At 69.2% G+C, this 25,292-nt stretch carries 22 protein-coding genes; 7 read left to right on the top strand and 15 right to left on the bottom strand.

All coding sequences use genetic code 11. The features are described from left to right. Positions 1-2: 2 nt before the first annotated feature. Genes ACKTT0_RS15000 through ACKTT0_RS14980 form a run of 5 tightly spaced genes read right to left on the bottom strand, consistent with a single transcriptional unit; the run spans position 3 to position 5,172 of the window. Positions 3-215: an acyl-CoA carboxylase biotin carboxyl carrier protein subunit gene (locus ACKTT0_RS15000; RefSeq protein WP_407850640.1), complete on the bottom strand. Its 213-nt coding sequence runs from the start codon at positions 213-215 to the stop codon at positions 3-5. A 10-nt stretch (positions 216-225) separates the two neighbouring features. Continuing rightward, positions 226-1,590 (bottom strand): acetyl-CoA carboxylase biotin carboxylase subunit, encoded by a 1,365-nt coding sequence (locus ACKTT0_RS14995; protein WP_407850639.1) that lies wholly within the window; start codon positions 1,588-1,590, stop codon positions 226-228. A 10-nt stretch (positions 1,591-1,600) separates the two neighbouring features. Next, positions 1,601-3,148 (bottom strand): acyl-CoA carboxylase subunit beta, encoded by a 1,548-nt coding sequence (locus ACKTT0_RS14990; protein ID WP_407850638.1) that lies wholly within the window; start codon positions 3,146-3,148, stop codon positions 1,601-1,603. Between the two features lie 39 nt (positions 3,149-3,187). Then, the gene (locus ACKTT0_RS14985; protein WP_407850637.1) at positions 3,188-4,168 is read right to left on the bottom strand and encodes a Bug family tripartite tricarboxylate transporter substrate binding protein; all 981 of its coding nucleotides are present in this window, start codon (positions 4,166-4,168) and stop codon (positions 3,188-3,190) included. Positions 4,169-4,206: 38 nt separating this feature from the next. After that, positions 4,207-5,172 (bottom strand): tripartite tricarboxylate transporter substrate binding protein, encoded by a 966-nt coding sequence (locus ACKTT0_RS14980; protein ID WP_407850636.1) that lies wholly within the window; start codon positions 5,170-5,172, stop codon positions 4,207-4,209. A gap of 175 nt (positions 5,173-5,347) precedes the next feature. Here ACKTT0_RS14980 and ACKTT0_RS14975 point away from each other — a divergent pair, with 175 nt between their 5' ends. From ACKTT0_RS14975 to ACKTT0_RS14965, 3 genes are read left to right on the top strand one after another with little or no spacing between them, the layout of a single operon-like run. Beyond that, positions 5,348-6,811 (top strand): aldehyde dehydrogenase, encoded by a 1,464-nt coding sequence (locus tag ACKTT0_RS14975; RefSeq protein ID WP_407850635.1) that lies wholly within the window; start codon positions 5,348-5,350, stop codon positions 6,809-6,811. A 31-nt stretch (positions 6,812-6,842) separates the two neighbouring features. Further along, entirely contained in the window at positions 6,843-7,733 is an 891-nt protein-coding gene (locus ACKTT0_RS14970; RefSeq protein ID WP_407850634.1) for an NAD(P)-dependent oxidoreductase, read from the top strand. A gap of 17 nt (positions 7,734-7,750) precedes the next feature. Continuing rightward, entirely contained in the window at positions 7,751-8,470 is a 720-nt protein-coding gene (locus ACKTT0_RS14965) for an IclR family transcriptional regulator (RefSeq protein ID WP_407850633.1), read from the top strand. A gap of 70 nt (positions 8,471-8,540) precedes the next feature. Here the strand turns inward: ACKTT0_RS14965 and ACKTT0_RS14960 are convergent, their stop codons facing one another. The 7 genes from ACKTT0_RS14960 to ACKTT0_RS14930 all read right to left on the bottom strand — a co-directional run bounded on the left by ACKTT0_RS14960 (position 8,541) and on the right by ACKTT0_RS14930 (position 16,137). Next, positions 8,541-9,287 (bottom strand): ABC transporter ATP-binding protein, encoded by a 747-nt coding sequence (locus ACKTT0_RS14960; protein ID WP_407850632.1) that lies wholly within the window; start codon positions 9,285-9,287, stop codon positions 8,541-8,543. Beyond that, on the bottom strand, positions 9,284-11,119 hold the full coding sequence (locus ACKTT0_RS14955) for a branched-chain amino acid ABC transporter ATP-binding protein/permease (RefSeq protein ID WP_407852436.1): 1,836 nt from the start codon (positions 11,117-11,119) through the stop codon (positions 9,284-9,286). Before ACKTT0_RS14955 ends, ACKTT0_RS14960 begins: the two co-directional genes overlap by 4 nt. Before the next feature lie 14 nt (positions 11,120-11,133). Next, the gene (locus tag ACKTT0_RS14950; RefSeq protein ID WP_407850631.1) at positions 11,134-12,171 is read right to left on the bottom strand and encodes a branched-chain amino acid ABC transporter permease; all 1,038 of its coding nucleotides are present in this window, start codon (positions 12,169-12,171) and stop codon (positions 11,134-11,136) included. Between the two features lie 134 nt (positions 12,172-12,305). Further along, positions 12,306-13,472 carry an ABC transporter substrate-binding protein gene (locus ACKTT0_RS14945; protein WP_407850630.1) on the bottom strand — a complete coding sequence of 389 codons (1,167 nt, stop codon included), beginning with the start codon at positions 13,470-13,472 and terminating at the stop codon, positions 12,306-12,308. A 767-nt stretch (positions 13,473-14,239) separates the two neighbouring features. Continuing rightward, the gene (locus tag ACKTT0_RS14940; RefSeq protein WP_407850629.1) at positions 14,240-14,806 is read right to left on the bottom strand and encodes a biotin transporter BioY; all 567 of its coding nucleotides are present in this window, start codon (positions 14,804-14,806) and stop codon (positions 14,240-14,242) included. Positions 14,807-14,866: 60 nt separating this feature from the next. Beyond that, a complete protein-coding gene (locus ACKTT0_RS14935; RefSeq protein ID WP_407852435.1) occupies positions 14,867-15,460 on the bottom strand; it encodes an energy-coupling factor transporter transmembrane component T family protein in 594 nt (197 codons plus the stop codon). Next, positions 15,460-16,137: an energy-coupling factor ABC transporter ATP-binding protein gene (locus tag ACKTT0_RS14930; RefSeq protein WP_407850628.1), complete on the bottom strand. Its 678-nt coding sequence runs from the start codon at positions 16,135-16,137 to the stop codon at positions 15,460-15,462. The genes ACKTT0_RS14935 and ACKTT0_RS14930 overlap by 1 nt, the downstream gene beginning before the upstream one ends. A 52-nt stretch (positions 16,138-16,189) precedes the next feature. Between ACKTT0_RS14930 and msrB the strand changes: the two genes are divergently transcribed. Genes msrB through ACKTT0_RS14910 form a run of 4 tightly spaced genes read left to right on the top strand, consistent with a single transcriptional unit; the run spans position 16,190 to position 18,257 of the window. Then, positions 16,190-16,588: a peptide-methionine (R)-S-oxide reductase MsrB gene (gene msrB / locus ACKTT0_RS14925; RefSeq protein ID WP_407850627.1), complete on the top strand. Its 399-nt coding sequence runs from the start codon at positions 16,190-16,192 to the stop codon at positions 16,586-16,588. After that, a complete protein-coding gene (locus tag ACKTT0_RS14920) occupies positions 16,589-17,164 on the top strand; it encodes a septation protein A (protein WP_407850626.1) in 576 nt (191 codons plus the stop codon). A gap of 28 nt (positions 17,165-17,192) precedes the next feature. Continuing rightward, entirely contained in the window at positions 17,193-17,462 is a 270-nt protein-coding gene (locus ACKTT0_RS14915; RefSeq protein WP_407850625.1) for a BolA family protein, read from the top strand. 18 nt (positions 17,463-17,480) lie between these two features. Next, the gene (locus ACKTT0_RS14910; protein ID WP_028356426.1) at positions 17,481-18,257 is read left to right on the top strand and encodes a peptidylprolyl isomerase; all 777 of its coding nucleotides are present in this window, start codon (positions 17,481-17,483) and stop codon (positions 18,255-18,257) included. A 129-nt stretch (positions 18,258-18,386) separates the two neighbouring features. Here the strand turns inward: ACKTT0_RS14910 and ligA are convergent, their stop codons facing one another. The 3 genes from ligA to smc are packed head-to-tail and all read right to left on the bottom strand — an operon-like array spanning position 18,387 to position 25,107. Further along, positions 18,387-20,486, bottom strand: a complete 2,100-nt coding sequence (gene ligA, locus ACKTT0_RS14905) for an NAD-dependent DNA ligase LigA (protein WP_407850624.1) — start codon at positions 20,484-20,486, stop codon at positions 18,387-18,389. Next, entirely contained in the window at positions 20,486-21,532 is a 1,047-nt protein-coding gene (locus tag ACKTT0_RS14900) for a cell division protein ZipA C-terminal FtsZ-binding domain-containing protein (protein ID WP_407850623.1), read from the bottom strand. The genes ligA and ACKTT0_RS14900 overlap by 1 nt, the downstream gene beginning before the upstream one ends. 44 nt (positions 21,533-21,576) lie before the next feature. Then, positions 21,577-25,107, bottom strand: a complete 3,531-nt coding sequence (gene smc / locus ACKTT0_RS14895; RefSeq protein ID WP_407850622.1) for a chromosome segregation protein SMC — start codon at positions 25,105-25,107, stop codon at positions 21,577-21,579. Positions 25,108-25,292: the final 185 nt, after the last annotated feature.

Genomic DNA, 25,292 nt, shown 5'->3' with positions numbered 1-25,292 from the left:
CTTCACTCCAGCTCCAGCAGCGCGCGGCCCTCGTCGACCTCTTCGCCCGGCGCCGCCAGTACGCGCACGACCGTCCCGCCGCGCTCGGCCTCCACCGGGATCTCCATTTTCATCGATTCGATCGTGGCCACGACGTCGCCCGCGGCAATGCGGTCGCCGGCATTCACGGCCACCGACACGACGCGGCCGCCCACGGGTGTTTCCAACTTGCTCATTGCGTTCTCCTCAGGAAATCTGCGCGGGCGCGTCGGCGGCGGCCAGCACGCGGGCGGCCATGCCAGTCGACAGCCGCCCGGCCCGGAACTCCGGGTCCGCCAGCACCCGCATGACGAATGGAATATTGGTCTTGACGCCTTCGACGCGGAATGCCGCCAGCGCCTGCCCGAGCCGGTCGATCGCCTGGTCCCGCGTGGCCGCGTGGGCAATCACCTTGGCCAGCAACGGGTCATAGTGGCTCGAGACCCGGCAACCGGCCGCATAGCCTGTCTCGACCCGCACGCCGTCCTGCGCCGGTGGCTCGAACGCCCGCAGCAGGCCGGGCGATGGCAGGAAACGCAACGGGTCTTCGGCATAGACGCGCGCCTGGACGGCATGGCCCGCCGGCGCGGGCACGGCCGGCAGCACCGCGTCGATGCGTTCGCCCGCGGCCAGCCGCAACTGGGCGGCCACCAGGTCCACGCCGGTAATCTGCTCGGTGACGGCGTGCTCGACCTGCAGGCGCGTATTGACCTCCAGGAACGAGAAGCCGGTCTGCGGCGTATACAGCATCTCGACGGTGCCGATCACGTCGTAGCCCAGGCCCGCCAGGATCTCCTGCAGTTGCGCGGCCATCGCCTGCAGCGCGGCGCGCGCGATGCCCGGCGCCGGCGCCTCTTCGATGACTTTCTGGTGGCGACGCTGCGTCGAGCAGTCACGCTCGTACAGGCAGCGCACGCCGCCGTGGCGGTCGGCCAGGAACTGGAACTCCACGTGGCGCGGCGCCTGCAACAGTTTCTCCAGGTACAGGTCGGCGCGCCCGAAGCCGCGCTCGGCCATGGCCCTGGCGCGCGGCCACTGCGTCGCGATCTCGTCCGGCCCCGCCAGCGGCACCATGCCGATGCCGCCGCCGCCCGCCGCCGGCTTGACCAGCACCGGATAGCCCAGCCCGGCGGCCGCCTGCCGCACCGCATCCAGGTCATCGCCCAGCACCGCGCTGCTGGGCACCATCGGCATGCCGCGCGCGCGCATGGCCTCGCGCGCCTGGACCTTGTGACCCAGCAGGCGGATCCAGCGCGGCGACGGGCCCACGAAGGTCAGGCCGGCATCCTCCACCGCCTGGGCGAATTCGGCGCTCTCGGACAGGAAGCCGTAGCCTGGATGCACGGCATCGGCACCGTGCTCGCGCGCCGCGCGCAGCAGCGCCGCCGCATCCAGGTAGCTGGCCGCGGCCGGCGCCGGGCCGATCAGGCAGGCGTGGTCGGCCTCGCGCAGATAAGGCATGTCGCGATCCGCCTCGGAATACACCGCCACCGACTCCAGGCCCAGCTCGCGCAGCGCCCGGATCACGCGCCGTGCGACCGCGCCGCGATTGGCCACCAATACGCGTTTCATGGCGCGCTCCTCAAGGCCGATAGCCGACGCGGCGTTCGCCGGGCTGGCGCAAGGGCGTCACCACGTCGATGAATTCGCGCAGCACCGCGCGCGTCTCGGCCGGGTCGATGATGTCCTCGACCACGAAGGCCTCGGCGCTGCGGAACGGCGAAGTCAGGCTGCGCACGCGGGCCTCGATCTCGCGCATCTTGGCCTGCGGGTCCGCCGCCGCCTCGATATCGGCTTTGTAAGCCACCTCCAGGCCGCCCTCGATGGGCAGCGAGCCCCACTGCGCGGAAGGCCAGGCATAGCGGAAGTTGAAGCGTCCCGCGCTCTGGTGCCCGCCGGCGGCCACGCCGAATGCCTTGCGCACCAGGATCGTGCACCATGGCACAGTGGACTGGGCCACCGCGGTCAGGGCGCGCACCCCATAGCGCATCGCCCCGGATTTCTCGGCCGCGAGCCCGATCTGGAAACCCGGGATGTCGACGAAATTCACCACCGGCAAATGGAAGGTTTCCGCCAGGTCCAGCAGGCGGGTGAATTTTTCGGCGGCGGGCCCGTCCCAGCCGCCGCCGTAAATGTAGGGATCGCTGGCGAACACGGCCACCGGCCAGCCGTCCAGGCGCGCCAGCCCGGTGATGACGGCGCGGCCCCAGCGGCGCCCCAGCTCCATGAATGAACCGGGGTCCACCAGGGCCTCGACGATCGGCCGCATCTTGTAGACGGCGCGGCTGTCGCGCGGCACGGCCGCGCGCAGCCAGGCCAGGTCCGGGTCGGCCGCCGCGGGCACGGGCCCGCGCGGCGGCAGCTCGTGCACCGAGCGCGGCAGGTACGACAGGAAGCGGCGCGCCATCGCGAAGGCGGCCTCCTCCGATTCCGCTTCGTCGTCCACCACGCCATTGCGGGTGTGGATGTCGCTGCCGCCCAGCTCATTCTTGTCCAGTTGCTGGCCGATGCGCGCCACCACCGGCGGACCGGCGATGAACAACTGCGCCGTGTCGCGCACCATGACCGAGTAATGGCTGGCGGCGACGCGGGCGGCGCCCAGCCCCGCCACTGAACCCAGCGCCAGCGACACCACCGGCACGGTGGCGAGGTTCTGCGCCATCAACGGCCACATGCGCAGCTTGGGCAGCAAGGTATGCCCCTTGACCTCGACATTGCGCACCGACCCGCCGCCGCCGGTGCCGTCCACCAGCCGCACCAGCGGCACGCGCAGGTCCTGCGCCATGCGCTCGGACTCGACCAGCTTGTCGCCGACCGCGCCGTCGTTGGCGCCGCCGCGCACGGTGAAATCGTCGGCGGCCACCACCACCGGCCGCGCGTCGATGCGGGCCCGCCCGATCAACAGGTTGGAGGGAGTCAGGTCGAGCAGGCGTCCTTGCTCATCGTACTGGCCGCTGCCGGCCAGCGCTCCCACTTCGCGGAACGAGTCCGCGTCCACCATGCGCTCGATGCGCTCGCGCACCGGCAATTTGCCGCCGTCGCGATGGCGCCGCACTTTCTCCTCGCCGCCCATGCGGGCCGCCAGCTGCTTGCGCAAGGCGAGCTCATCCAGTTCGTTCTGCCACGACACGCTTTGCTCCTTTTCGCGCCGGCATGGCCGCCGGCGTGGTCAATCGATCTTGATGTTGGCGCGCTGGATCAGCGCCTGGTTTTGTTTCAGCTCATCGGCGATCTTGGCGCGGAAAGCCTGCGGCGACTGCGTCGCCGGCCGGCCCTGGGCAGCCAGCCGCTGGCGCACCTGGGGGTCGGCGGCGGCGGCGGCTATGGCCTGGTTCAGGCTGGCCACGACCTCGGGCGGCGTGCCGGCCGGCGCGAACACGCCGACCCAGAAGGAAATGTCGAATTCCGGGTAGCCAAGCTCGGCCACCGCGGGGACGTCGGGCAGGTCGTGCCAGCGCTCCTTGGTGGACACGGCCAGCGCCTTGAGCTTGCCGGACTTGATGAGCGGCACGCCCGACAGCGTGTCGAAGCCGAAATCCACCTCATTGGCCAACAGGCCCGCTTCCATGGGCGCCGCGCCGCGGTAGGGCACGTGCAGCATCTGCACTTCCGCCATGGTGGCCAGCTGGGCGCCAGCCAGGTGCATCAGGTTGCCGTTGCCGGCCGACCCGTAGCTGACCGAGCCGGGGTTGCGCCGCGCCATGGCAACCAGGTCCTGGACGCTGTCCACCGCTTGCATGCGGCTGCTGCCGGGATTGATGGTCAGTACGAACGGCACGGCCACCACGGTGCTGACCGGTTCGAAATCCTTCAGCGGGTGGTAGCCCAGGTCCTTGTAGAGCAAGGGATTGACCGTGATGGAACTGGAATTGCTGATCAGGATGGTGTAGCCGTCGGCATCGGCCTGGGCCACCGTGCGGGCCGCGATCATGCCGTTGGCGCCGGTCTTGTTTTCCACCACGAAAGACTGTCCGGTGCGGGCGGCCAGGGCGTCGCCCACGATACGCGCCACGCTGTCGATGGTGCTGCCCGGGCTGAAGCCCACCACGAACTTCACGGGCGCGTCGGGATAGGCGGCCGACGCCGGCGCCGCGCCGGCCAGGGACAACGCCGCGCAGGCGGCGGCCAGCCAGGATGTGCTCTTGTTCATTGATGTCTCCTCTTGTGTTTGTGCGAGCGGCGTCGCCGCTAGGGTTTGGCGGCCCCTGCCGCCTGCACCGCCTTGCCCCACTTCTGCTGTTCGGCGGCAATGAACTCGGCGAATTGCTGCGGCGTGCTGTTGGCGACATCGCCGCCCAGCGCCTCGATGCGCTGGCGCATCTGCGGGGTGTCGACGATGCGCGCGACGTCCTGGTAGATGCGCTGGGCCAGTCCGGGCGGCAGCGAGGCGGGCGCCAGCAGGCCGAACCAGGTGGCGGCCTCGAACCCGGGCATGCCGGCCTCCGCGAAGGTGGGGACCTCCGCCAGGGCCGGCACGCGCTTGCCATGCGCCACGGCCAGCGCGCGCAGCTTGCCGGACTTGATGAGCGGCAACGCGGAGGTGATGGTGGCCAGCATCATCTGCACCTGCCCGCCCGCCAGGTCGGTGAACGCCGGCGCGTCGCCCCGGTATGGCACGTGGATGATCTGCGATTGCGTGGCCAGCTTGAACAGCTCGCCGCTCAAGTGCTGGGCGGTGCCATTGCCGGGCGACGCGAAATTGACCTTGTCGCCATGCGCCTTCAGGTAGTCCAGGAACTCGGGCAGCGTGGCGGCCGGCACCGCGGGATTCACCACCAGCACCAGCGGCACCTTGGTGACCAGCGTGATCGGCGCGAAGTCCTTGACCGGGTCGTACGGCAGCTGGGGATAGAGATGGCCGCTGATGGTGTGCGCCGACGTGGTCATGAACAGCGTGTAGCCATCGCCCGGCGCGCGCGCCACGGCGGCCGCGGCGATCGTGGTGCCGGCGCCGGCACGGTTCTCCACCACCACGGGCTGCTTCCAGGCTTGCGTCAGCTGCTCCGCCACGGCGCGCGCCACCACGTCGGTGGCCCCGCCGGCGGGATAGGGCACGACCATGCTGACCGGTCTGGCGGGATACGGATCGGCGTGCGCCGCCGCGCCTGTCAACACCATCGCGCACAGGCCGGCGCGGATCCACTGCTTGAGCATTTTTACGAATCTCCTCTTGTCATCTCAGGATCGTTTGTAATATTCTTTGTGTTCCGTTCTACAGAACACGTATTCTATTTTATAGGTTGCGCCCGACAAGGTGTCAACGACAAAATGCTGTCATCCAGGTTTTCCCCACCTGCGGACAGCCACGCCACGACAAGGAACCGCATGCATGTCCGCCGCTTCTGAAACCCCTCCCGCCCTCAAGCCGCTGCTCATCGCCGGCGAATGGATCGCCGCGCCCGGCCAGGCGTTCGAATCCGTCAACCCAGCCACGGGGCAAGCCAATTTCCTGATCAGCGCGGCCTCCGAGGCCCACGTGGACCAGGCTGTCGAGAGCGCCTGGAATGCCGTGCGGCAGCCCGCCTGGCGCGACATGCTGCCGCACAAGCGGGCCGCCTTGCTGCGCGCCATTGCCGACGGCATGGACCGCCATGCCGATACGCTGGCGCGCCTGCAGATGATCGAGAACGGCAAGGTCCAGGCGGAATGCCGGGCCCAGGTCGCCAGCGCGTCGGCCACGTTCCGCTATTACGCCGGCGTGTGCGAGACGCTCACGGCCGAAGTCACGCCGCCGCGCGGCGATTACCTGTCGATGACGCAGTACGAGCCCTATGGCGTGGTGGCGGCCATCACGCCATGGAATTCGCCCATGACCATGGAGGCGCAGAAGGTCGCGCCGGCACTGGCGGCGGGCAACGCGGTCATCCTCAAGCCGTCGGAGGTCACTTCCTCGCCGGCGCTCGAACTGGGCCGCATCGCGCTCGAGGCCGGCCTGCCGCCGGGCATCCTCAACGTCATCACCGGGCTGGGCGCCACGGCCGGCAAGCGGCTGGTGGAACATCCCGGCGTGCGCATGGTGTCGTTCACCGGCGGCACCGCCAGCGGCCGGGCGATCGCGCGGGTGGCCGCCGACAAGCTGATGCCGGTGGCGCTCGAGCTGGGCGGCAAGTCGCCGCACATCGTGTTCGCCGACGCCGAGCAGGACGCCGCCATCGATGCCGTCATCGGCGGCATCTTCGAAGGCAGCGGCCAATCCTGCGTGGCCGGCTCGCGGCTGTACGTGCAGCGCGGCATCGCGCAGGCCTTCGTGGAACGGCTGGTGGCGCGGGCCGGGCGGCTCAAGGTCGATTTGCCGGATGCGGCCGGCGCGCAGATGGGACCGATCGCCTCGTTCGCGCATCGCGACAAGATCGAGGGCATGGTGGGTTCGGCGCTGGAAGACGGCGGCGAGATCCTGCTGGGCGGGCGCCGCCCCGACAGCGACGCGCTGCGGGCGGGCGCGTTCTATCTGCCGACCATCCTGGGCCGGCTGGACGGCAACGCCCGCGTGGTGCGCGAAGAAATCTTCGGACCGGTGCTGTGCGTGCTGCCGTTCGACGACGAGGAAGACCTGGTCGCCCAGGCCAACGACAGCGCGTACGGGCTGGCGGCGGGTATCTGGACCGCCGATTACCGGCGCGCCTGGCGGGTGGCGCGCCGGCTGGAAGCGGGCAGCGTATGGATCAACACCTACAAGCAGCTTTCCATCGCCACGCCGTTCGGCGGCTTCAAGCAAAGCGGCATCGGGCGCGAGAAAGGCTTGTCCGGGCTGCGCCTGTACCAGCAATCCAAGGGCATCTACTGGGGCCTGTAAGCAGGCCGCGACAATCACGGAGACCACTCACATGACTGATTTCAAGCATGCCGGCTTCATCGGCATGGGTGTTATGGGCGAACCCATCTGCCGCAACCTGGCGCAAAAAGGCGGGCTGCCCGTGCTGGGCTACGACAGCAACCCCGCCCCGCTGCAGCGGCTGGCCGCGCACGGCGTCGCCGCGGCCGTCGCGCTGGCGGACGTGGCGGCGCGCAGCGACGTCCTGTTCCTTTCCCTCCCTTCGGGCGAGGTCGTGGCCGAGGTCGCGCGCGCGCCCCAGGGGCTGCTGGCCAACACGCGGCCCGGCCAGGTGATCGTGGACACCAGCACATCGCCGGTCGACGTCACCCGCGCGCTGGCCGCCGAGTTCGCCGCCAAGGGCGCCATTTTCATCGACGCGCCAGTGGCCCGCACGCGCGCGGCGGCCGAGGCCGGCACGCTGTCCGTGATGGTGGGCGCCACCGCCGAGGTGTACGCGCGGGTGCGGCCGCTGATCGCCACCTTCGCGTCGGAGATCACCCACTGCGGCCCCGTGGGCTGCGGCCAGGTGGTCAAGATCCTCAACAACATGGTGCTGTTCGAGACCGTCGCGGCGCTGTCGGAGGCGCGCGCCATCGCGCGGCGCTCGGGAGTCGACCCGCAGGTGCTGCTGGAGACCTTCACGCGCGGCTCGGCCGACAGCTTCGCGTTGCGCAACCATGGCTTAAAGGCTATTCTCCCCGGTGAATTTCCCGAAAAAGCCTTTCCGGTCGAATATGCCCGCAAGGACCTGCGCTACGCATTGGCCCTGGCCGCGCAGACCGGCGTCGACGCGCCGGGCGCGCGCACCGTCGATCAGTGGTTCGCGGCCGCCATCGAGCAAGGCCACGGCAACCGCTATTTTCCGGTGATCAGCCGGCTCGTCGACGCGGATTCGGCCTAAACCCCGCACCCTCGTCCATGCCTCGCAGCCCCCAACCCGAGCCCTCCTCCGACGGCGTAGCCGCCGTCGAACGCGCACTGGCCATCGTCGATGCCGTCGCGCAACACACCGACGCCATCACGCTGGCCGACCTGTCCCGCGCCACGGGCTTCTACAAAAGCACTTTGCTGCGGCTCATCGCGTCGCTCGAAAAGGCCGCCCTGGTAGTGCGCCGCAACGACGGGCGCTATGCGCTCGGCCCGTACGCGCACCGCCTGGGGCGCGCCTACGAAGCCACCTACCGCCTGACCGAAACGGTGCAGCCGCTGTTGCAGCAACTGGTCGACCAGGGCACCGAGAGCGCGTCGTTCCATGCCTACCACGACGCCCGCACGCGCATGTGCCTGCTGCGCGTCGACTCGCACCACTCGACGCTGGACCGCATCCGCGTCGGCGACCTGCTGCCGCTCGACAAGGGCGCCGCCGGCCGCCTGCTGACGGCCTACCTGATCAAGCGCCAGCCCGTCGCGGAGGCCGGCCTGAGCATGATCTCCATGGGCGAGCGCGACCCGAACTGCGCGGCAGTGGCCTGCCCGGTATTCGGCCCGGACGGCGAAATGTGCGGAGCCATCTCGCTGTCCGGCCCGAAGGAACGCTTCACCCCGGCCGCCGTCAAGAAAATGTCGCGGCTGGCCGGCGCGGCGGCCGCCGCGGCCACCCAGGCGCTGGGCGGCCGCTGGCCCGGCAGCAAGACCTAGCGGGTCCAGCCCGACAACGAGTGTTGCAGGTGTCAGGGTCCGCAGGTGCCTGACACCGCGGCACCACGCTTCAGCTCCCCTTGCCCAGCCCCAGGTAGCTTTCGATCACCCGCGGATTGCCGGCCAGTTCGCGCGCCGGCCCGTGCAGGATGACCTCGCCGGTCTCGAGCACGTAGCCGTAGTCGGCCACCTGCAGCGCGGCGCGGGCGTTCTGCTCGACCAGCAGGATGGCCACGCCGGTTTCGCGCAGCCGCGCGATGATGTGGAAAATCTCGCGCACGATGCGCGGCGCCAGGCCCAGGCTGGGCTCGTCCAGCATCAGCAGGCGCGGCTTGGCCATCAGCGCCCGGCCGACCGCCAGCATCTGGCGTTCGCCGCCCGACAGCGTGCCGGCTTCCTGGCGCCGCCGTTCGCGCAGGCGCGGAAACAGCTCGAAGACCTCGTCCAGCGTGCCGCGCCAGCCGCTTTCGCGCGCCCGGTAGCGGCGGAATCCGCCCAGCAGCAGGTTGTCTTCCACCGACATGCTGCCGAACAGCTCGCGCCGTTCGGGGACCAGCGACATGCCGGCGGCGACGCGCCGCTCGACCGGCCAGCCGGATACGTCGGCGCCCGCGTAGCAGACGGCGCCGGAGGCATGGCCGGTGGTCGGCAGCGCCCCCATCATGGCATTGAGCAAAGTGGACTTGCCCGCGCCGTTGGCGCCGATCACCGTGACGATACTGCCCGGCGCCACGCTCAGGGTCGCTTCGCTGAGCGCGCCGACTTTGCCGTAGCGGGCGCACAGCCCGCGCACTTCGAGAATCGGTTGCTGGCTCATTGCGCGCTCCCGTCGGCCGGCACGGCCGCCCCGGCCTCCGGCAGATCGTCGTCGATGCCGCCGAGGTAGGCTTCCAGCACGGCGGGGTTCTGCTGCACCTCGGCCGGTACGCCTTCGGCCAGCTTGGTGCCGAAATCCATCACCACCAGGTGGTTGGTCAGGCGCATGACGAAGTCCATATCGTGTTCCACCAGCAGGATGCTCATGCCCTCGGCGCGCAACTGCTCCAGCACCTGCGCCAGCTCCTGCTTTTCCTTGTAGCGCAGGCCGGCGGCGGGCTCGTCGAGCAGCAGCAGGACGGGGTCGCTGGCCAGCGCCCGCGCGATCTCCAGGATGCGTTGCTGGCCCAGTGCCAGGTTGCCGGCTTGTTCGTACAGATAATCCCCCAACCCGACCCGGGTGAGCTGCTGGGCCGCTTCGTGCAGCAGGCGTGCTTCCTGCGCCCGCTCGCTGTGCAGGGCGCCGGCCATTACGCCGACGTCGGAACGCAGGTGTGCGCCCAGCGCCACGTTCTCGAGCACTGACATGCCGGGCAGCAATTGCACGTGCTGGAACGTGCGACCGACGCCGCGCCGGGCGATCTCGCGCGCCGACTGGCCATCGATGCGCTCGCCCAGGAAGCGCACCTGGCCGCGCGTGGCGGGCAACACCCCGCTGATCAGGTTGAAGGTCGTGCTCTTGCCTGCGCCGTTGGGGCCGATCAGGCCGACGATCTCGCCGGCGCGCACCTTGAAGGAAATGTCGTTGACGGCAACCAGCCCGCCGAACTCTTTGCGCACGGCATCGACTTCCAGCACCAGCGCGCCGCCCTGCGGCCGCTCGCGATGCGGCAGGGCCGGCGCCGCCGGCGGGGCTGCCAGGCGCCGGCGCGAGCCGGCCGCCCCGGTCAGGCGCGCCCAGCCGGCCGACAGGATCGGCCACAAGCCATTGGCCGCGTACTGCAGCACCAGGATCAACAGTACGCCGAAGACGATCAGCTCGAAGTTGGCGCTGGTGTCCAGCAAGGCCGGCAACAGGCTCTGCAACTGGTCTTTCAGGCCCAGGATGACGGCCGACCCCACCAGCGCGCCCCAGACATGGCCGGCGCCGCCGACCACCGCCATGAACAGGTATTCGATGCCGTAGTTCAAGCCGAACGGGCTGGGGCTGACGGCGCGCTGCATGTGGGCGTAGATCCAGCCCGACAGGCAGGCCAGCAGCGCGGCCCAGACGAAGATCACCACCTTGTAGGCGGCGGTGTTGACGCCCATCGACTCGGCCATGCCGGCGCCGCTCTTGAGGGCCCGGATGGCGCGCCCGGGACGCGAGCTCAACAGGTTACTGGTGGCCCACAGCGAGAGCAGCAGGAACAGCCAGATCAAGTAGTAAATGTGGCGCCCGCTGGCCAGCGAAAAGCCGAACACGCTGATCGGCTCCAGCCCGGCGATGCCGTCGTGCTTGCCCAGCCAGTCCAGGTTGCCGAACAGGAAATACAGCGACAGCCCCCAGGCGATCGTGCCCAGCGGCAGGTAATGGCCGGAAAGGCGCAGCGTGATGATGCCCAGCAAATACGCCACCACGGCGGTCAGCAGCAAACCCACCGGCAGCGCCAGCCAGGGCGATGCGCCATAGTGGCTGGTCAACACGGCGGTAGTGTAGGCGCCCAGCCCGACGAAGGCGGCCTGGCCGAACGAGGTCAGCCCGCCCACGCCGGTCAGCAGCACCAGGCCCAGCGCGACCATGGCGGCCAGCCCGATGTAGTTGAGTTGCGTGATCCAGAATTCCGGCGTGGCCGGCACCAGCGGCAGGATCGCGATAAAGGCGACGAACAGGATGAGCAGGATGCGGTTCATGGGGTTCATGGGGATCACTCCTCGTCGTCGGCGTGATGGCTGCCGAACGAACGCCACACCAGAACCGGGATGATCAGTGTGAACACGATGACTTCTTTGTAGGCGCTGGCCCAGAACGACGAGAAAGCCTCCAGCACGCCGACCAGCACCGCGCCGGCGGCCGCCACCGGGTAGCTGCCCAGCCCGCCGATGATGGCGCCCACGAAGCCCTTCAGGCCGATCAGGAAACCGGTGTCGTAGTAAACCGTGGTGATGGGCGCGATCAGCATGCCCGACATGGCGCCGATGGCCACCGCCAGCGTGAAGGTCAGGCTACCCGACATGGCGGTGCTGATGCCCACCAGGCGCGCGCCGCGGCGGTTCACCGCGGTGGCGCGCAGCGCCCGTCCGTACAGGGTCTTGTCGAAGAACAGCCACAGCGCCACGATAAGCAGCGCGCAAGTGCCGACCACGAACAGGCTCTGCGCCGACCAGGTCACCGGCCCGAGCTCGACCTGGCCGCTCACGAAGGCGGGCGTACGCCAGCCTTCGGCGCCGAAAAACACCAGCGCCAGTCCGGTCAGCGCGAAATGCACCGCCACCGACACGATCAGCAGCACCAGGACCGATGCCTCGGCCAGCGGCTGGTAGACGATGCGGTACACCATCGGCCCCATCGGGATGATGAGCACCAGCGCGAGCAGCATGTTCAACCACAGGGAATTGTCGCTGCCCACATAGGAAGTGGTCAGCCACAGCAGCGCCAGCGGCAGCGCCACGCAGCTGGCCAGCACCTTGGGCAGCGCGGCCCAGCTGCCGGTGCGCAGGGCGCGCAGTATTTCCAGCACCAGCACGATGCCGCCCAACAGCGGCAGCAGATAAGCCGTGCCGGGAACGCGGCCGTTGACCAGCATGGCCAGCGTCAAGGCGCCGAACGCCACGAACTCGCCCTGCGGAATGAAGATGACACGGGTGACGGTGAAGACCAGCACCAGCGCCATGCCCAGCAGTGCATAGATGGCACCGTTGACGATGCCGTCCTGCAGCAGGATCAGCGCTATAGAGAAATCCATCGAACCACTACCTTATGGGTTTCCGGGCATCGCCGGCCCCGCTCCGGACAATGCCGCGAATACGACACACCGGCCTGGCGGCCGGTGCGCGGAGATGCCGGCGGGGCGGCGGCGCCGCGCCGGCGGCAATACGGTCACAGGTCGGGCTGGTATACCCACTTGCCCTTTTCCACCTTGACCATGACGCGCGAGCGCTCGTCGAAGCCGGCATGATCGGTGGCGCTCATGTTGAACACCCCTTGCGAGGCGGGCAAGTCCTTGATGCCTTCCAGCGCGTCGCGCATGGCGGCGCGGAATTCCGGCGTGCCGGGCTTGGCGCCGCTCTTGAGCGCGGTGGGCAGCGCGGCCACGATGAGCTGGCCGGCATCCCACATATGGCCGCCGAAGGTGTTGGTCGAGCCGTCGCCGTGCTTGGCCTCGTAGGCTTGGGTGTAGGCCAGCGCCGATTTCTTCACCGGGTTGCTGTCGGGCAGTTGCTCGGCCACCAGCAGCGGGCCCGCGGGCAGCAGCATGCCTTCGCAGTCCTTGCCGCAGACGCGCAGCACATCATTGTTGGCGGCGCCGTGGGTCTGGTAGATGGTGCCCTGGTAGTTGCGGGCGCGCAGTTCTTTTTGCGGCAGGGCCGACGGCGTGCCGGCTCCGGCGATCAGGATGGCGTCGGGCTTGGCGCTGACCAGCTTGAGCACCTGGCCGGTAACGCTGGTATCGGTGCGGCCGTATTTCTCGACGGCGGTGATCTCGATGCCCTTGCCCTTGAGGGCGTCGCGCATCACGGCCAGCCAGCTGTCGCCATAGGCGTCGGCGAAGCCGATGAAGCCGAGGGTCTTGACCTTGGCCTTGACCAGGGCGTCGGCCAGGGCGCTAGCCATCAGCGCATCGTTCTGCGGGGTCTTGAACACCCAGCGGCGCTTGTCGTCGACCGGCTCGACGATCTTGGCGCTGGCGGCCACGCTGATCATCGGCACCTTGGCCTCGGCAGCGACGTCGACCATCGCCAGCGAGCCTGGCGTGACGGACGTGCCGACCAGCACGTCGACCTTGTCCTCGGAAACCAGCTTGCGGGAGTTTTTCACGGCCTGGGTGGTGTCGGTGGCGTCGTCCAGGACGATCCATTCGATCTTCTGGCCGGCGACTTCGGTCGGCAGCAAGGCGACGGTATTACGCTCGGGGATGCCCAGCGAAGCGGCGGGACCGGTGCTGGCGACCGTGACACCGACCTTGACCTGCGCGCCGGCGAGCAGCGGCAGGCTCAAGGCAACGGCCGCGGCGGCCACGGACAAGCGGGAATGCTTGCGCGTCATTTGTTGTCTCCTGTGAGGGCTCTTGTTATTGCCCCGACGGGGTACGCCGAGCCCGGTTGAACGTCATACAGAAAAATGCTTAAACGGCCTTGAAGTGTATCAAATACCCTTCAAATAAAACCCCGTGACTTCCCTAGTGTAGTGAGTTGGCGTTGAGCTGCTTGTTAATGGTTGAGGTGTTTGGATTTTTGAATTCTTGAGTTCTTGAGACGCCCGCGCGTGCCGGCGGGGCCCGGGCGGCCACGTCGCTCGGCTCGGGCGCGCCACCAGGCGCCCTCGCCCCCTGCGGGGCTGCCCTCGCTCCAACTGGCCGCCCGGGCCCCGCCGGCACGCGCGGGCTCGCAATGTCTCATATCGGTGTCAGGCCCCGTCCACGTCGTCTCCTCGAGCACGGCTGTACGCAGGGGTGTGACACCTACATGCGATGCCAGGCATCGGTATAGCCCGCCGATCCGCCAACCGCTCGTCAGCGGACCAGGCATGCCGCCGCCGCGAGTCTAGGCCGGGGCTGGCGCGCGCGGCCGGCCAGTTGGAGCGAGGGCAGCCCCGCAGGGGGCCGAGGGCGCCTGGTGGCGCGCCCGAGCCGAGCGACGTGGCCGGCCCGCGCGCGCCAGCCCCGGCCTGGACGTCTCAAGAACACAATCCGCCCTCGTGCATGCCACGACCACCCAATCCCGCACTCCATCCACCGACCCGGAAACCTCCGCTCACGGTAAAAATCGAACGCATTTGATAATGGCGAATCTTGCCGAGTTTGCAAATACACGTCAGTAAGGGGATTCCCGGAGCAACGGCCACACCCGCTCCACCCGCCACGCCACCCAGCCGGCCACCACGGCCTTGACCAGGTCGCCCGGCACGAAAGCCGCCACCGCCAGCGCCGCCTTGCCCAACTCCATCTGCGTCACGGCGGCCAGCCAGGGCACGCCCACTGCGTACACCAATAGAATGCCCCCAACCACGCACGCCGCCGCATACGCCGCCACGGCAAGCCCGCCGCGCTGCACGCGGGCGGCCGCCTGGCGCGCCAGCCAGCCAGTCACCACGGCACCCAGCGTCATACCCACTAGGAAACCGCCGGTCGGCCCGAAAAACACGCCCAGGCCGCCCCGTCCGCCCGGCAGCACCGGCAGGCCGATGGCGGCCAGCACCAAATACAGCAAGCAGGCCAGGCCCCCGCGCAACGGCCCCAGCATGGCGCCCGCCAGCATGGTGCCCAGCGTCTGCAGGGTCACCGGCACCGGGATCGCGGGCAGCGGGATCGGCGGCACCAGGCTCAGCACCACGATCAGCGCGGCGAACAAGGCAATCAGCACGACATCTCTGGTTTTCATCGAAGGCTCCTGGTCGGAACGACGTCGGGGAATGAAAAACGGCAGGCACGCGCCCGCGGCTCAACTGCGCGCATCGATGGCCTGGGCGACTTCGTCGGCCCGCTTGAGCGTGCGCACCACCAGCGGCACGACCAGGGCCAGCGGGTGCCGCGCCAGGCCGCGCGCGGCCTGCGCCTCGCGGATCTCCTGGAAATGCCGCCAGATCTCCGGCACGAAGCGCAGGGCCAGCGCCAGGGCCAGGGCGACCTTGCCGGCGTCCAGCAGGCCAAGCCGCTGCAAGGGCAGCAAGGCCCGCTCGCAGACGGCGATCAAATCGGAACTGCGGGTCGACAGCGTCACCGCCAGGGCCAGCCCCACCAGCGCAACAATGCGCAGCAACACGCCCAGCGCGTGCAGCCAGCCCTGGAACGCGCCCGCGAACAAGCCGATCGCGGCCAGCACCCACAGCAGCCCGCGCGTCTGGCGCCACAGGGCCCCCGCCCCCACCCCGGTAGACCAGACCAGCAGCCCGGCCACGCCCGCGGCGATCGCCAGCAGGCGCGGGTCGTGCACCAGGAACAGGCCGGCGCCGGCCGCCACCAGCGCCGCCAGCTTGAGCGCCGCCGGCAACCGGTGCAACGGACTGCGGCCGCGCACGTACAAGGGTTCGACCATCATGCGCAGTGCTCGCGATACCAGCGCAGCGCGGCGCCGGGCGCGTCGTCGGCCGCGATGCGGCCGTCCACCACGACCAGCACGCGCTCGAAATCCTGCAGCAGGTCCAGGTCGTGGCTCACCACCACCGCCGGCCGGTCCAGCTCGCCGATGGCGCGGGCGACCCGGTTGCGGTTGCGCAGGTCCAGCTGGGTGGTCGGCTCGTCGAACACCACCAGGGCCGGCTCCATGACCAGCACCGCGGCCAGCGCCACCAGCTGGCATTCGCCCCCGGACAAGGTGTGGCTGGCCCGGTCGGCCAGGTGGTCCACCCCCAGCCGCGCCAGGCTGGCCTGGATGCGTCGGGCGCATTCGGCCCCATCCAGGCCGCGGTTTTTCAGGCCGAACGCCATGTCTTCGCGTACGATGGGATAGACAATCTGGTTTTCCGGGTTCTGGAATACGAACCCCACCCGGCGGCGCACGGCCTTCAATTCGCGCCGGGTGTCCAGGCCATCCACCGTGACCCGCCCGGCGGTCGGCAGCACCAGGCCATTGAGCAGCTTGGCCAGGGTGCTCTTGCCGGCCCCGTTCGGGCCGACCACGCCGATGCGCCGCTGCGCCAGGGTCAGGCTGACCCCGCGCAGCGCCTGGGAATGGGGCGTGGAAACAACCGCCTGGTCAAACTCGATTAACATGGGGTCGGATTATGCCCGAACCATTCCGCGGAACGGGACTCCAAGAGTGCATATGGAAAAAGTACGCAAGACCGACGCCGAATGGCGCGCCCAGCTCACGCCCGAAGAATACGCCGTGGTGCGCCAGAAAGGCACCGAACGCGCCTTCACCGGCCGTTACTGGGACACCACCACCCACGGCATATACCGCTGCGTGGGCTGCGGCACCCCCCTGTTCGCCTCCGACACCAAGTTCGACGCCGGCTGTGGCTGGCCCAGCTATTTCGAGCCCATCGATCCGGCCCGGGTGCGCGAAGAACGCGACACCTCGCACGGCATGGTCCGCACCGAAGTGCTGTGCAATATCTGCGACGCCCACCTCGGCCATGTCTTCCCCGACGGCCCCGAGCCCACCGGGCTGCGCTACTGCATCAATTCGCTGTCGCTCAAATTCGAACCGCTCGAAGACTGAATGAAGAAATTCCTGTTCGACCTCTTCCCGCTGATCCTGTTCTTCGTCGCGTACCGGTTCGCCGACATCTATACCGCCACGGCGGTGGCCATCGCCGCCTCGGGCGCCCAGTTCATATGGCTGCGCGTCACCGGCAAGCACATCGAGGCCACCCACTGGATCAACCTGTCGGTCATCGTCATTTTCGGCGGCGCCACGTTGTGGCTGCACAGCGACGTCTTCATCAAATGGAAGCCCACCGTCCTGTACTGGCTGTTCGGCGGGGCGCTGCTGGGCGCGCGCGTGCTGTTCGGCCGCAACCTCATGCGGCGCCTGCTGGGCACGCAGGTCGAATTGCCCGACCATGCCTGGGACAAGCTCAACCTGAGCTGGGCGCTGTTTTTCCTGGCGGCCGGCGCCATCAACCTGTATGTCGCTTTCTCCGGGCATTTCACCGAATCGCAGTGGGTCAACTTCAAGGTGTTCGGCCTGATGGGCCTGCTGGTGGCCTTCGTGATCGGCCAGTCGGTGTGGCTGGGCCGCCACATCCAGCAGCCACGCCAATCCGAGGCCGGCAACGACACCGGCAAAGACTGACCCGCCGCTTCATCGCCATTCCCTTCCCATGCCTGACCACACCGATCGCATCGAGCTGATCCGCGCGCGCCTGGCGGCGCTCGAGCCCATCGCCCTGGACATCCGCGACGATTCGCACCTGCACGCCGGCCATGCCGGCGCGCAAGGCGGCGCCGGCCACTACCACGTGCATATCGTGGCCGCGCGCTTTGCCGGCCTGTCGCCGGTGGCCCGCCATCGCCTGGTGTATGATCTTTTGCACGATTTGATCCCTCATCCCATCCATGCGCTTGCGCTAGACGCCCAAGCTCCCCAGTAACGGCATTAAAGGATTCCCATGAAACGCATCGTGATGCTGGCCGCGGCTTGCGCGGTCGCGCTGCCCGCCTTCGCGCAGAACGTCGCCACCGTCAACGGCAAGGCCATCTCGCAGCAGGAACTGGATCAGTTCGTCAAGCTGCTGGTCAGCCAGGGCGCCACCGACTCCCCGCAACTGCGCGAGCAGGTCAAGCAGGAAATGATCAACCGCCAGGTGTTCGTGCAGGCGGCCGAGAAAGACGGCATCGCCAAGCAGCCCGACGTGCAGACCGAGATCGAACTGGCCCGCCAGGGCATCCTGGTGCGCGCCCTGATGGCCGACTACCTGCAGAAGCACCCGGTCTCCGACAAGCAGGTGCAGGCCGAGTACGACAAGGTCAAGCAGCAGCAGGCCGGCAAGATGGAATACAAGGTCCGCCACATCCTGGTCGAAGACGAGAAAACCGCCAACGACCTGCTGGCCCAGGTCAAGAGCAACAAGGGCAAGTTCGCCGACCTGGCCAAGAAGAACTCCAAGGACCCGGGCAGCGCCGCCAATGGCGGCGACCTGGGCTGGGCCGCGCCCACCAACTACGTCAAGCCGTTCGCCGACACCGTCAGCAGCCTGAAGAAGGGCCAGCTGGCCGACAAGCCGGTGCAGACGCAGTTCGGCTGGCACGTCATCCAGGTAGAGGACACCCGCCCCGTGGAATTCCCGCCACTCGACCAGGTGCGCCCGCAACTGGAAGAAATGCTGCGCCAGCAGACGCTGTCGGACTACCAGAAAGAACTGCGCGAAAAAGCCACGATCAAGTAATTCGCGGCGCCGTGCCCACAAAAGAATGCCCGCATTGCGCGGGCATTCTTGTTTTTGGCGTCGCATCGTCGAGACAGCCGCCGCACACGTCGGTGTCAGGCTCCGCAGATGCCTGACACCCCTTCAAAGCTACACGCCCAGCAGCGCTTTCAGCCCGTCCTCGTCCAGCACGGTGACTCCCAGCTCCTGCGCCTTGGCCAGCTTGCTGCCGGCATCCTCGCCCGCCACGACGTAGGCGGTCTTCTTGGAGACGGAGCCGCTGACCTTGCCGCCAGCGGCCAGGATGTGGCGGGTGGCTTCGTCGCGGGTCCAGTTGGGCATGGTGCCGGTCAGCACGAAGGTCTTGCCCGCCAGCGTATTGCCCTGCGGGCCGGCTTCCGCCACGGGGTGCACGCCCTGCTCCGCCAGCAAGTGGATGATCTCGCGGTTGTGCGGCTCGGCGAAGAAACGGCGGATCGAGCCGGCCACCACCGGCCCGACGTCGGGGGCGCCGGCCAGCGCTTCTTCGTCGGCGTCCATGATGCTTTCGATGGTGCCGAAATGACGGGCCACGTCGCGCGCGGTGGTCTCGCCCACGTGGCGTATGCCCAGCGCGAACAGCAGCCGTCCCAGCGTCGGCGTGCGCGCCTTGTCGATCGCGGCCACCAGGTTCTCGGCCGATTTCTTGCCCATGCGTTCGAGCGCCGCCAGTTCGAAGGCGGTCAGGCTGTACAGGTCGGCCAGCGACTTGACCCGGCCGCTTTCCACCAGCTGATCGATCAGTTTCTCGCCCAGGCCGTCGATGTCGAGCGCCTTGCGGCCCGCCGCGTGCAGCAGGGTCTGCTTGCGCTGCGCGGCGCAGAACAATCCGCCGGTGCAGCGCGCGATGGCCTCGTCCTCGGGGCGCTCGATGGCCGAGCCGCACACCGGACAGGCGGTGGGCATGACGAACTCGCGGGCATCCGCCGGGCGCTGCTCGGGCACCGGGGCGACCACTTCCGGGATCACGTCGCCGGCGCGTCGCACCACCACCGTGTCGCCGATGCGCACGTCCTTGCGGCGGATCTCGTCCTCGTTGTGCAGGGTGGCATTGGTCACCGTCACCCCGCCCACGAATACCGGCTGCAGCCGCGCCACCGGCGTGATGGCGCCGGTGCGCCCGACCTGCACCTCGATGTCGAGCAGCCGGGTGGTGGCCTCCTCGGCCGGGAACTTGTGCGCCAGCGCGAAACGCGGGGCGCGTGCCACGAAACCCAGCACTTTCTGGGCCGGCAGCGAATTCACCTTGTAGACGACGCCGTCGATGTCGTAGGGCAGGCCGGCACGCTCGCGCCCGACCTGCTCATAGAAAGCCAGCAGCCCCTCGGCGCCGACCACCCGGCGGTTGTACCTGGCATTGACCGGCAGGCCCAGCCCGGCCAGCCACTCCAGCATGGCGCCGTGGCTATCGTGCGGCAGCGTGGACTCGTTGCGCACGCCGGGCGCCGGCTCTTCGAACAAGCCTGCCTGCTTGCCCGGCAAACCATGCACCTCGCCCCAGCTATAGGCGAAAAAACGCAGCGGGCGCTGGGCGGTGATGCGCGGATCCAGCTGGCGCAGGCTGCCGGCGGCCGCATTGCGCGGGTTGACGAAGACCTTTTCGTCGCGCGCGGCCTGGGTGCGATTCAGGCGCTCGAAGTCGGCCCGGTTCATCAGCACTTCGCCGCGGACCTCCAGCACGCGCGGCGCCGCCCCTTTCAGCCGCAGCGGCACGACGCGGATGGTGCGCACGTTGGCGGTCACGTCCTCGCCGGTCTGGCCGTCGCCGCGCGTGGCCGCCTGCACCAGGTTGCCGTCTTCATAGCGCAGGCTGATGGCCAGGCCGTCGAGCTTCAATTCGCAGAAATACTCCGGCTGCTGGTCCAGGCCCAGCAGCCCGGCCCCGCGCAAGGTATCGGCAACCCGGCGATCGAAGGCCTGCACGTCTTCCGGATCGAAGGCGTTGCCCAGCGACAGCATGGGCACCGCGTGGCGCACGCTGCCGAACGCCGCCAGCGGCGCGGCGCCGACCCGCTGGGTGGGCGACTCGGGCGTGACCAGTTCGGGATGGTCGGCCTCGAGCTGGACCAGCTCGCGCATGAGCGCGTCGTACTCGGCGTCGGAGACGGTCGGCGCATCCTGGACGTAATAGCGCACATTGTGCTGTTCGATCTCGGCGCGCAATTGCGCGGCCCGCTGCGCCGCTTCGCGGGCGCCAGCCGGTTTCGCCATTATGCGAACACCCGCTGCGCGCGCGGGCTGCCGGCCGGCAGGCCAGCCTGGTTGAGCTGGCCGAACAGCACCTGCAGCCGCTCGTCGATGACGGTTTCCGCGCCGTCGACCAGGGGCTTGCCCTGGTCGTCGACCAATTCGGCGTGCAGGCGCGCGGCCAATTCGCGCCCCACGTCGACCATGCGGCCGAAGGCGCGCGGATCGGCCGGGCTGCACGGCACGTCCAGCAGCAGCAACAGGCGATCGATGCTGGACATGCCGGCGTCGAACGCGGCCCCGTCGCCGCGCGCCAGGGTGAAGCGCGCCACGCCGTTATCGGCCAGCCAGGCCAGGCGCGGCCCGTCAGGGGCGAAGCCGAGCTCGCGCGCCAGGCCGACCACCTCGGTGGCGCCGCGCGGCGCGCCCAGCAACAGCGTCAACCCCACCTGGGTGTCGAGCGCGGCGCAGACGTCGTCCAGCTTGGCCGCGCGCTCCAGCACGGCCTGCTGGTCGGGCCCCTCGATGGCGCCTTCGAAGCGTTCGGCCAGGTCCTGGGCGCGCGCCCAGGCTTGCGACCACTCGATGGCGGTGAGCGGGCCGCTGCGGTTGGCCAGCAGCACGGCCAGCTGCAGCGAAGCGTACGATTCGCCGGCGTGGATGCGCGCGCGGTGGCGGCCGCCGTCGGTCTCGGCGAACACGCGGATCGGCTTGCGCCCGGTGTGGCGCAGGCTTTGCATGTAGGGCAGCAGGTCGGCGCCGCGGGCCGGCTCGCCGAAATTGACCTCGATGACGATCTCGCAAGCGGGATCAGGCTCTTCGGCGTCATCGCCGTCCGGGCCGGGCTCGGCCGCCTGGGCGGCGCCCGCCGAGCCGATGCCGGGCTCGCGCCGCGGCGATTCGCCGCCCGGGCGCGCCTCGCTGGCGCCCAGCAAGGGATCCTGCTCGGAGGCGGGAAAGTGCGCCTGCATGCGGTTTCGCGCGCGGCGATCCTGCCACCAGTTGAAACCCAGTACCAGCAGTATCAGCAGCACACCCAGGGCAATCAGCCCGATCTGCAAGTCGCTCATGTGTCAATCCTGCGCCGGCGGAATGGCGCCATTCGGTAATTGGTTTATGCGGCTTCGGCGGCCATTTGCACGGCCGAATCAATGTCTACGGCAACGATACGCGAAACCCCCTGCTCTTGCATGGTAACGCCGACCAGCTGCTTGGCCATCTGCATGGCGATCTTGTTGTGCGAGATGAACAGGAACTGGGTCTGCTCGCTCATGCTGCTGACCAGGTTGGCATAGCGTTCGGTATTGGCGTCGTCCAGCGGCGCATCGACCTCGTCGAGCAGGCAGAACGGCGCGGGATTCAGCTTGAACAGGGCGAACACCAGCGCCGTGGCAGTCAGCGCCTTTTCGCCGCCGGACAACAGGTGGATGGTGCTGTTGCGCTTGCCCGGCGGCTGCGCCATGACCTGCACGCCGGCGTCCAGGATCTCGTCGCCGGTCATGGTCAGCTTGGCCTCGCCGCCGCCGAACAGCTTGGGGAACAGCTCGCCGAAATGGCCGTTGACCGTGTCGAAGGTGGCTTGCAGCAATTCGCGCGTCTCGCGGTCGATCTTGCGGATCGCGTCTTCCAGCGTCTCGATGGCGGTCAGCAGGTCCTGTTGCTGCGAATCGAGGAACTCCTTGCGCTCGCGCGAGGTATTCAGTTCATCGAGAGCCGCCAAGTTGACCGACCCCAGCCCGTCGATCTGGCGCGAAATGCGGCCGACCTCGGATTGCAGCCAGTTGGCGCGGCGCCATTCGTCCGGCATGTCGGCCAGCTCGCGCGCCAGCGCCTCGCGATCGACTTCGCGCGCCTCGAGCTGCTCGGTGAACTGCTGCTCGGCCAGGCGGGCGGCCTGCTCCTGCAGCTGCAGTTCGGTAATGCGCGCGCGCAACGGCTCCAGCGCGCGCTCCTGTTGCATGCGGTCTTCGTCGGCACCGCGCAGCAGGGCCGACAGATTGTCCAGTTCCTGGCGCGCACGCGACAGGGCCTCCTCGCGCTCGGCGCGCACTTCCAGGGCGTCCTGCAGGCCCGCCTGCGAGGCCGAGGCGTCGAGCTCGGCCAGGTCAAGCTGCAATTGCTCGAGCTCGGCCGCGGCGCGCTGGCTTTGTTCGGCGGCCAGCTGGCGGTTGCGCTGCAGGTCGGCGATGCGCGACTGGATGCCGCGCTCGGCGAATTCGGCTTCCTGGGCGGCCCGCTCCAGTTCGCGCAGGCGCGCGCGCGCCGCCTCGGCCTGGGCCGCCAGGTCTTCGCCGGCGATCTCGGCGTCGGCGAAGCGGGACTGATGTTCCGCCAGTTCGGCGTCGAGCGCCTCGAAGCGGGCCTCGGCCTCTTCGCGCGTGGCGCGCAGATCTTCTTCGTGCGCCGCGATCTCTTCGAGGTCCTGGCGCAGGCGCGCGGCGCGCTCGCCGGACTGCTCGGCCTGCTGCTGCAGGCGCGAATGTTCGAGCTGGATGTCGTGCACGCGGCGCGTGACCTCGGCCACGCGCTGGCGCGCCGGCGCCACCGCTTGCGAAACCTGCTGCCAGGCCGCCTCGGCGCGCGCCACGGCGGCGCGGGCCTGGTCGGCGATGAGCAACTGCGCCTTGATCTCGCGCTGCAGGTTTTCGATTTCCTGCTGGCGCGCCAGCAGGCCGGCCTGTTCGGAATCGGGCGCGTAGAAGCGCACGCTATGGGCGTCGACCACGTGCCCGGCCTTGACCACGCAGGCCGCGCCAGGCGGCAGGGTGGCGCGCAGGGCCAGGGCCTGGCCCAGGTCGGCCGCGGTGTAGACATTGCGCAGCCAATCATTGAGCAGCGTGCGCAGATCGGGATCGGTGATGCGCAGCAGGCTGGCCAGCGGCGTCAGGCCTTGCGGCGCAGCCGGGGCGGGCGCCGCCGCCGGCACCTGGTAGAACGCCAGGCGCGCCGGGGGAGCGTCTTCGGCGAACGCGCGCGACCAGTCCAGGTTGCGCACCTCCATGGCGGCCATGCGCTCGCGCAGCACTGATTCGAGGGCATTTTCCCAGCCGGGTTCGATGTGCAGCTTCTGCCACAGGCGGCCCAGGCCGGCCAGTTCGTGCTTGGCCAGCCAGGGCTCCAGCGCGCCCTGCTTCTGCACGTCTTCCTGGAGCTTGACCAGGGCGGCCAGCCGCGCCTCGAGGCGGGCCAGGCTTTGCGCTTCCTGGTGGGAGGCTGCCTGCGCGCGGCTGCGCTCGGCGTCGGCCTCGGGCACGCGGGCCTCCAGGGCGGCCAGTTCGCCCTGCGCTTCTTCGAGCTGGTCCTCGCCGGCGGCGCGGTCGCCGGCCAGTTGTTCCAGCCGGGCGGGATCGGGCGACTGCAGCTCGCGCAGCTCCTGCTGCAGGCGCTCGCGGCGCTGCTCGAGGTTCTGCAGCTGGCGGTCGGCGTCGCGCTGGGTCTGCGCCACCAGGGCCAGGTTCTGCTCGACGCGCGCCAGCGCGCCGCGCATCTCGTCGCGCGCGGCGGCCGCGTCGCGCACCTTGGCCTCGGTCGCCGGCAGGCTGGCCTGGGCGTCCTCGGCCAGCGCGCGGGCTTCCTCGGTGCGGGCGGCGCCCGTGGCGAGGTCGTCCTCGGCCTGGGCGATCTGTTCGGTGCAGTGGGTCTGCTGGGTATCCCACTCGGCGATCTGCTGCTGCAATTGGTCGCGGCGCGCCTGCAGGCGGTTGCGCGAATCGACCACGTGGCGGATCTCGGCCTCGAGCCGGCTGACCTGGGCGTTGGCCTCGTAGAGCTGGCCCTGGGCGGCATGCACGGCGTCGCTGGCTGCGTAGTGGGCCTGGCGGCGCGATTCCAGTTCGGCCTCGCCGGCCCGCAGGCCCGCGATGGCGGCTTCCAGATCGTTCTGCGCCTGGGCCATTTCCTGGCTCTTGCGCGCGCGCTCGTCGCGCGCCCCTGTTTCCTTCAGCAGCCAGAGCGCGTGCTGTTTCTTTTCGCCATCGGCCTGCAGCTCGCGGTACTGCCGGGCCACCTCGGCCTGGGCCTCCAGTTTTTCGAGCTGGCTGCCAAGTTCGCGCAGGATGTCCTCGACCCGGGTCAGGTTCTCGCGCGTGTCGGCCAGGCGGTTCTCGGTTTCGCGGCGCCGCTCCTTGTAGCGCGACACGCCTGCCGCCTCTTCGAGGAAAACCCGCAGTTCCTCGGGGCGGGCCTCGATCAGGCGGTTGATCATGCCCTGCCCGATGATGGCGTAGCCGCGCGCGCCCAGGCCGGTGCCCAGGAAGATGTCATGGATGTCGCGGCGCCGCACCTGCTGGTTGTTGACGTAGTAGCTGCTGGTCCCGTCGCGCGTCAGCACGCGCCGCACGGCGATCTCGGAATAGGTGCTCCACTGGCCCGCCGCCCGGCCTTCGCTGTTGTCGAAGACCATCTCGACCGAGGCGCGGGCCGCCGGCTTGCGGTTGCCCGAGCCGTTGAAGATCACGTCCTGCATGGACTCGCCACGCAGCTCGGAAGCCTTCGCCTCGCCCAGCACCCAGCGCACCGCGTCGATAATATTGGACTTGCCGCAGCCGTTCGGGCCCACCACGCCCACCAACTGGCTGGGCACGGGAATCACGGTGGGGTCGACGAACGATTTGAAGCCGGCGAGTTTTAGTTGAGTCAGGCGCACAGTACGATGACGGACGGGTGAGGTTGAACGAAGGGCGTTAACGGACCTGCCGCACGGATGCGAACCGCCCCCCGCGGGGCCGTCGCATGCGGATCGTATGATACCCCAGGGACGCCTCCCGCCCCGCCCGTGCCGGGGGCCGCCTGATGCGGAAAAACCCGCCCCGGGCGCATCGGACGCTATAC

Origin of the sequence: Bordetella saccharivorans (assembly GCF_045862855.1) — a bacterium.
Taxonomy (GTDB): Bacteria; Pseudomonadota; Gammaproteobacteria; order Burkholderiales; family Burkholderiaceae_B; genus Bordetella_A; species Bordetella_A petrii_F.
This window is presented reverse-complemented; position numbering and strand designations above follow the sequence as displayed.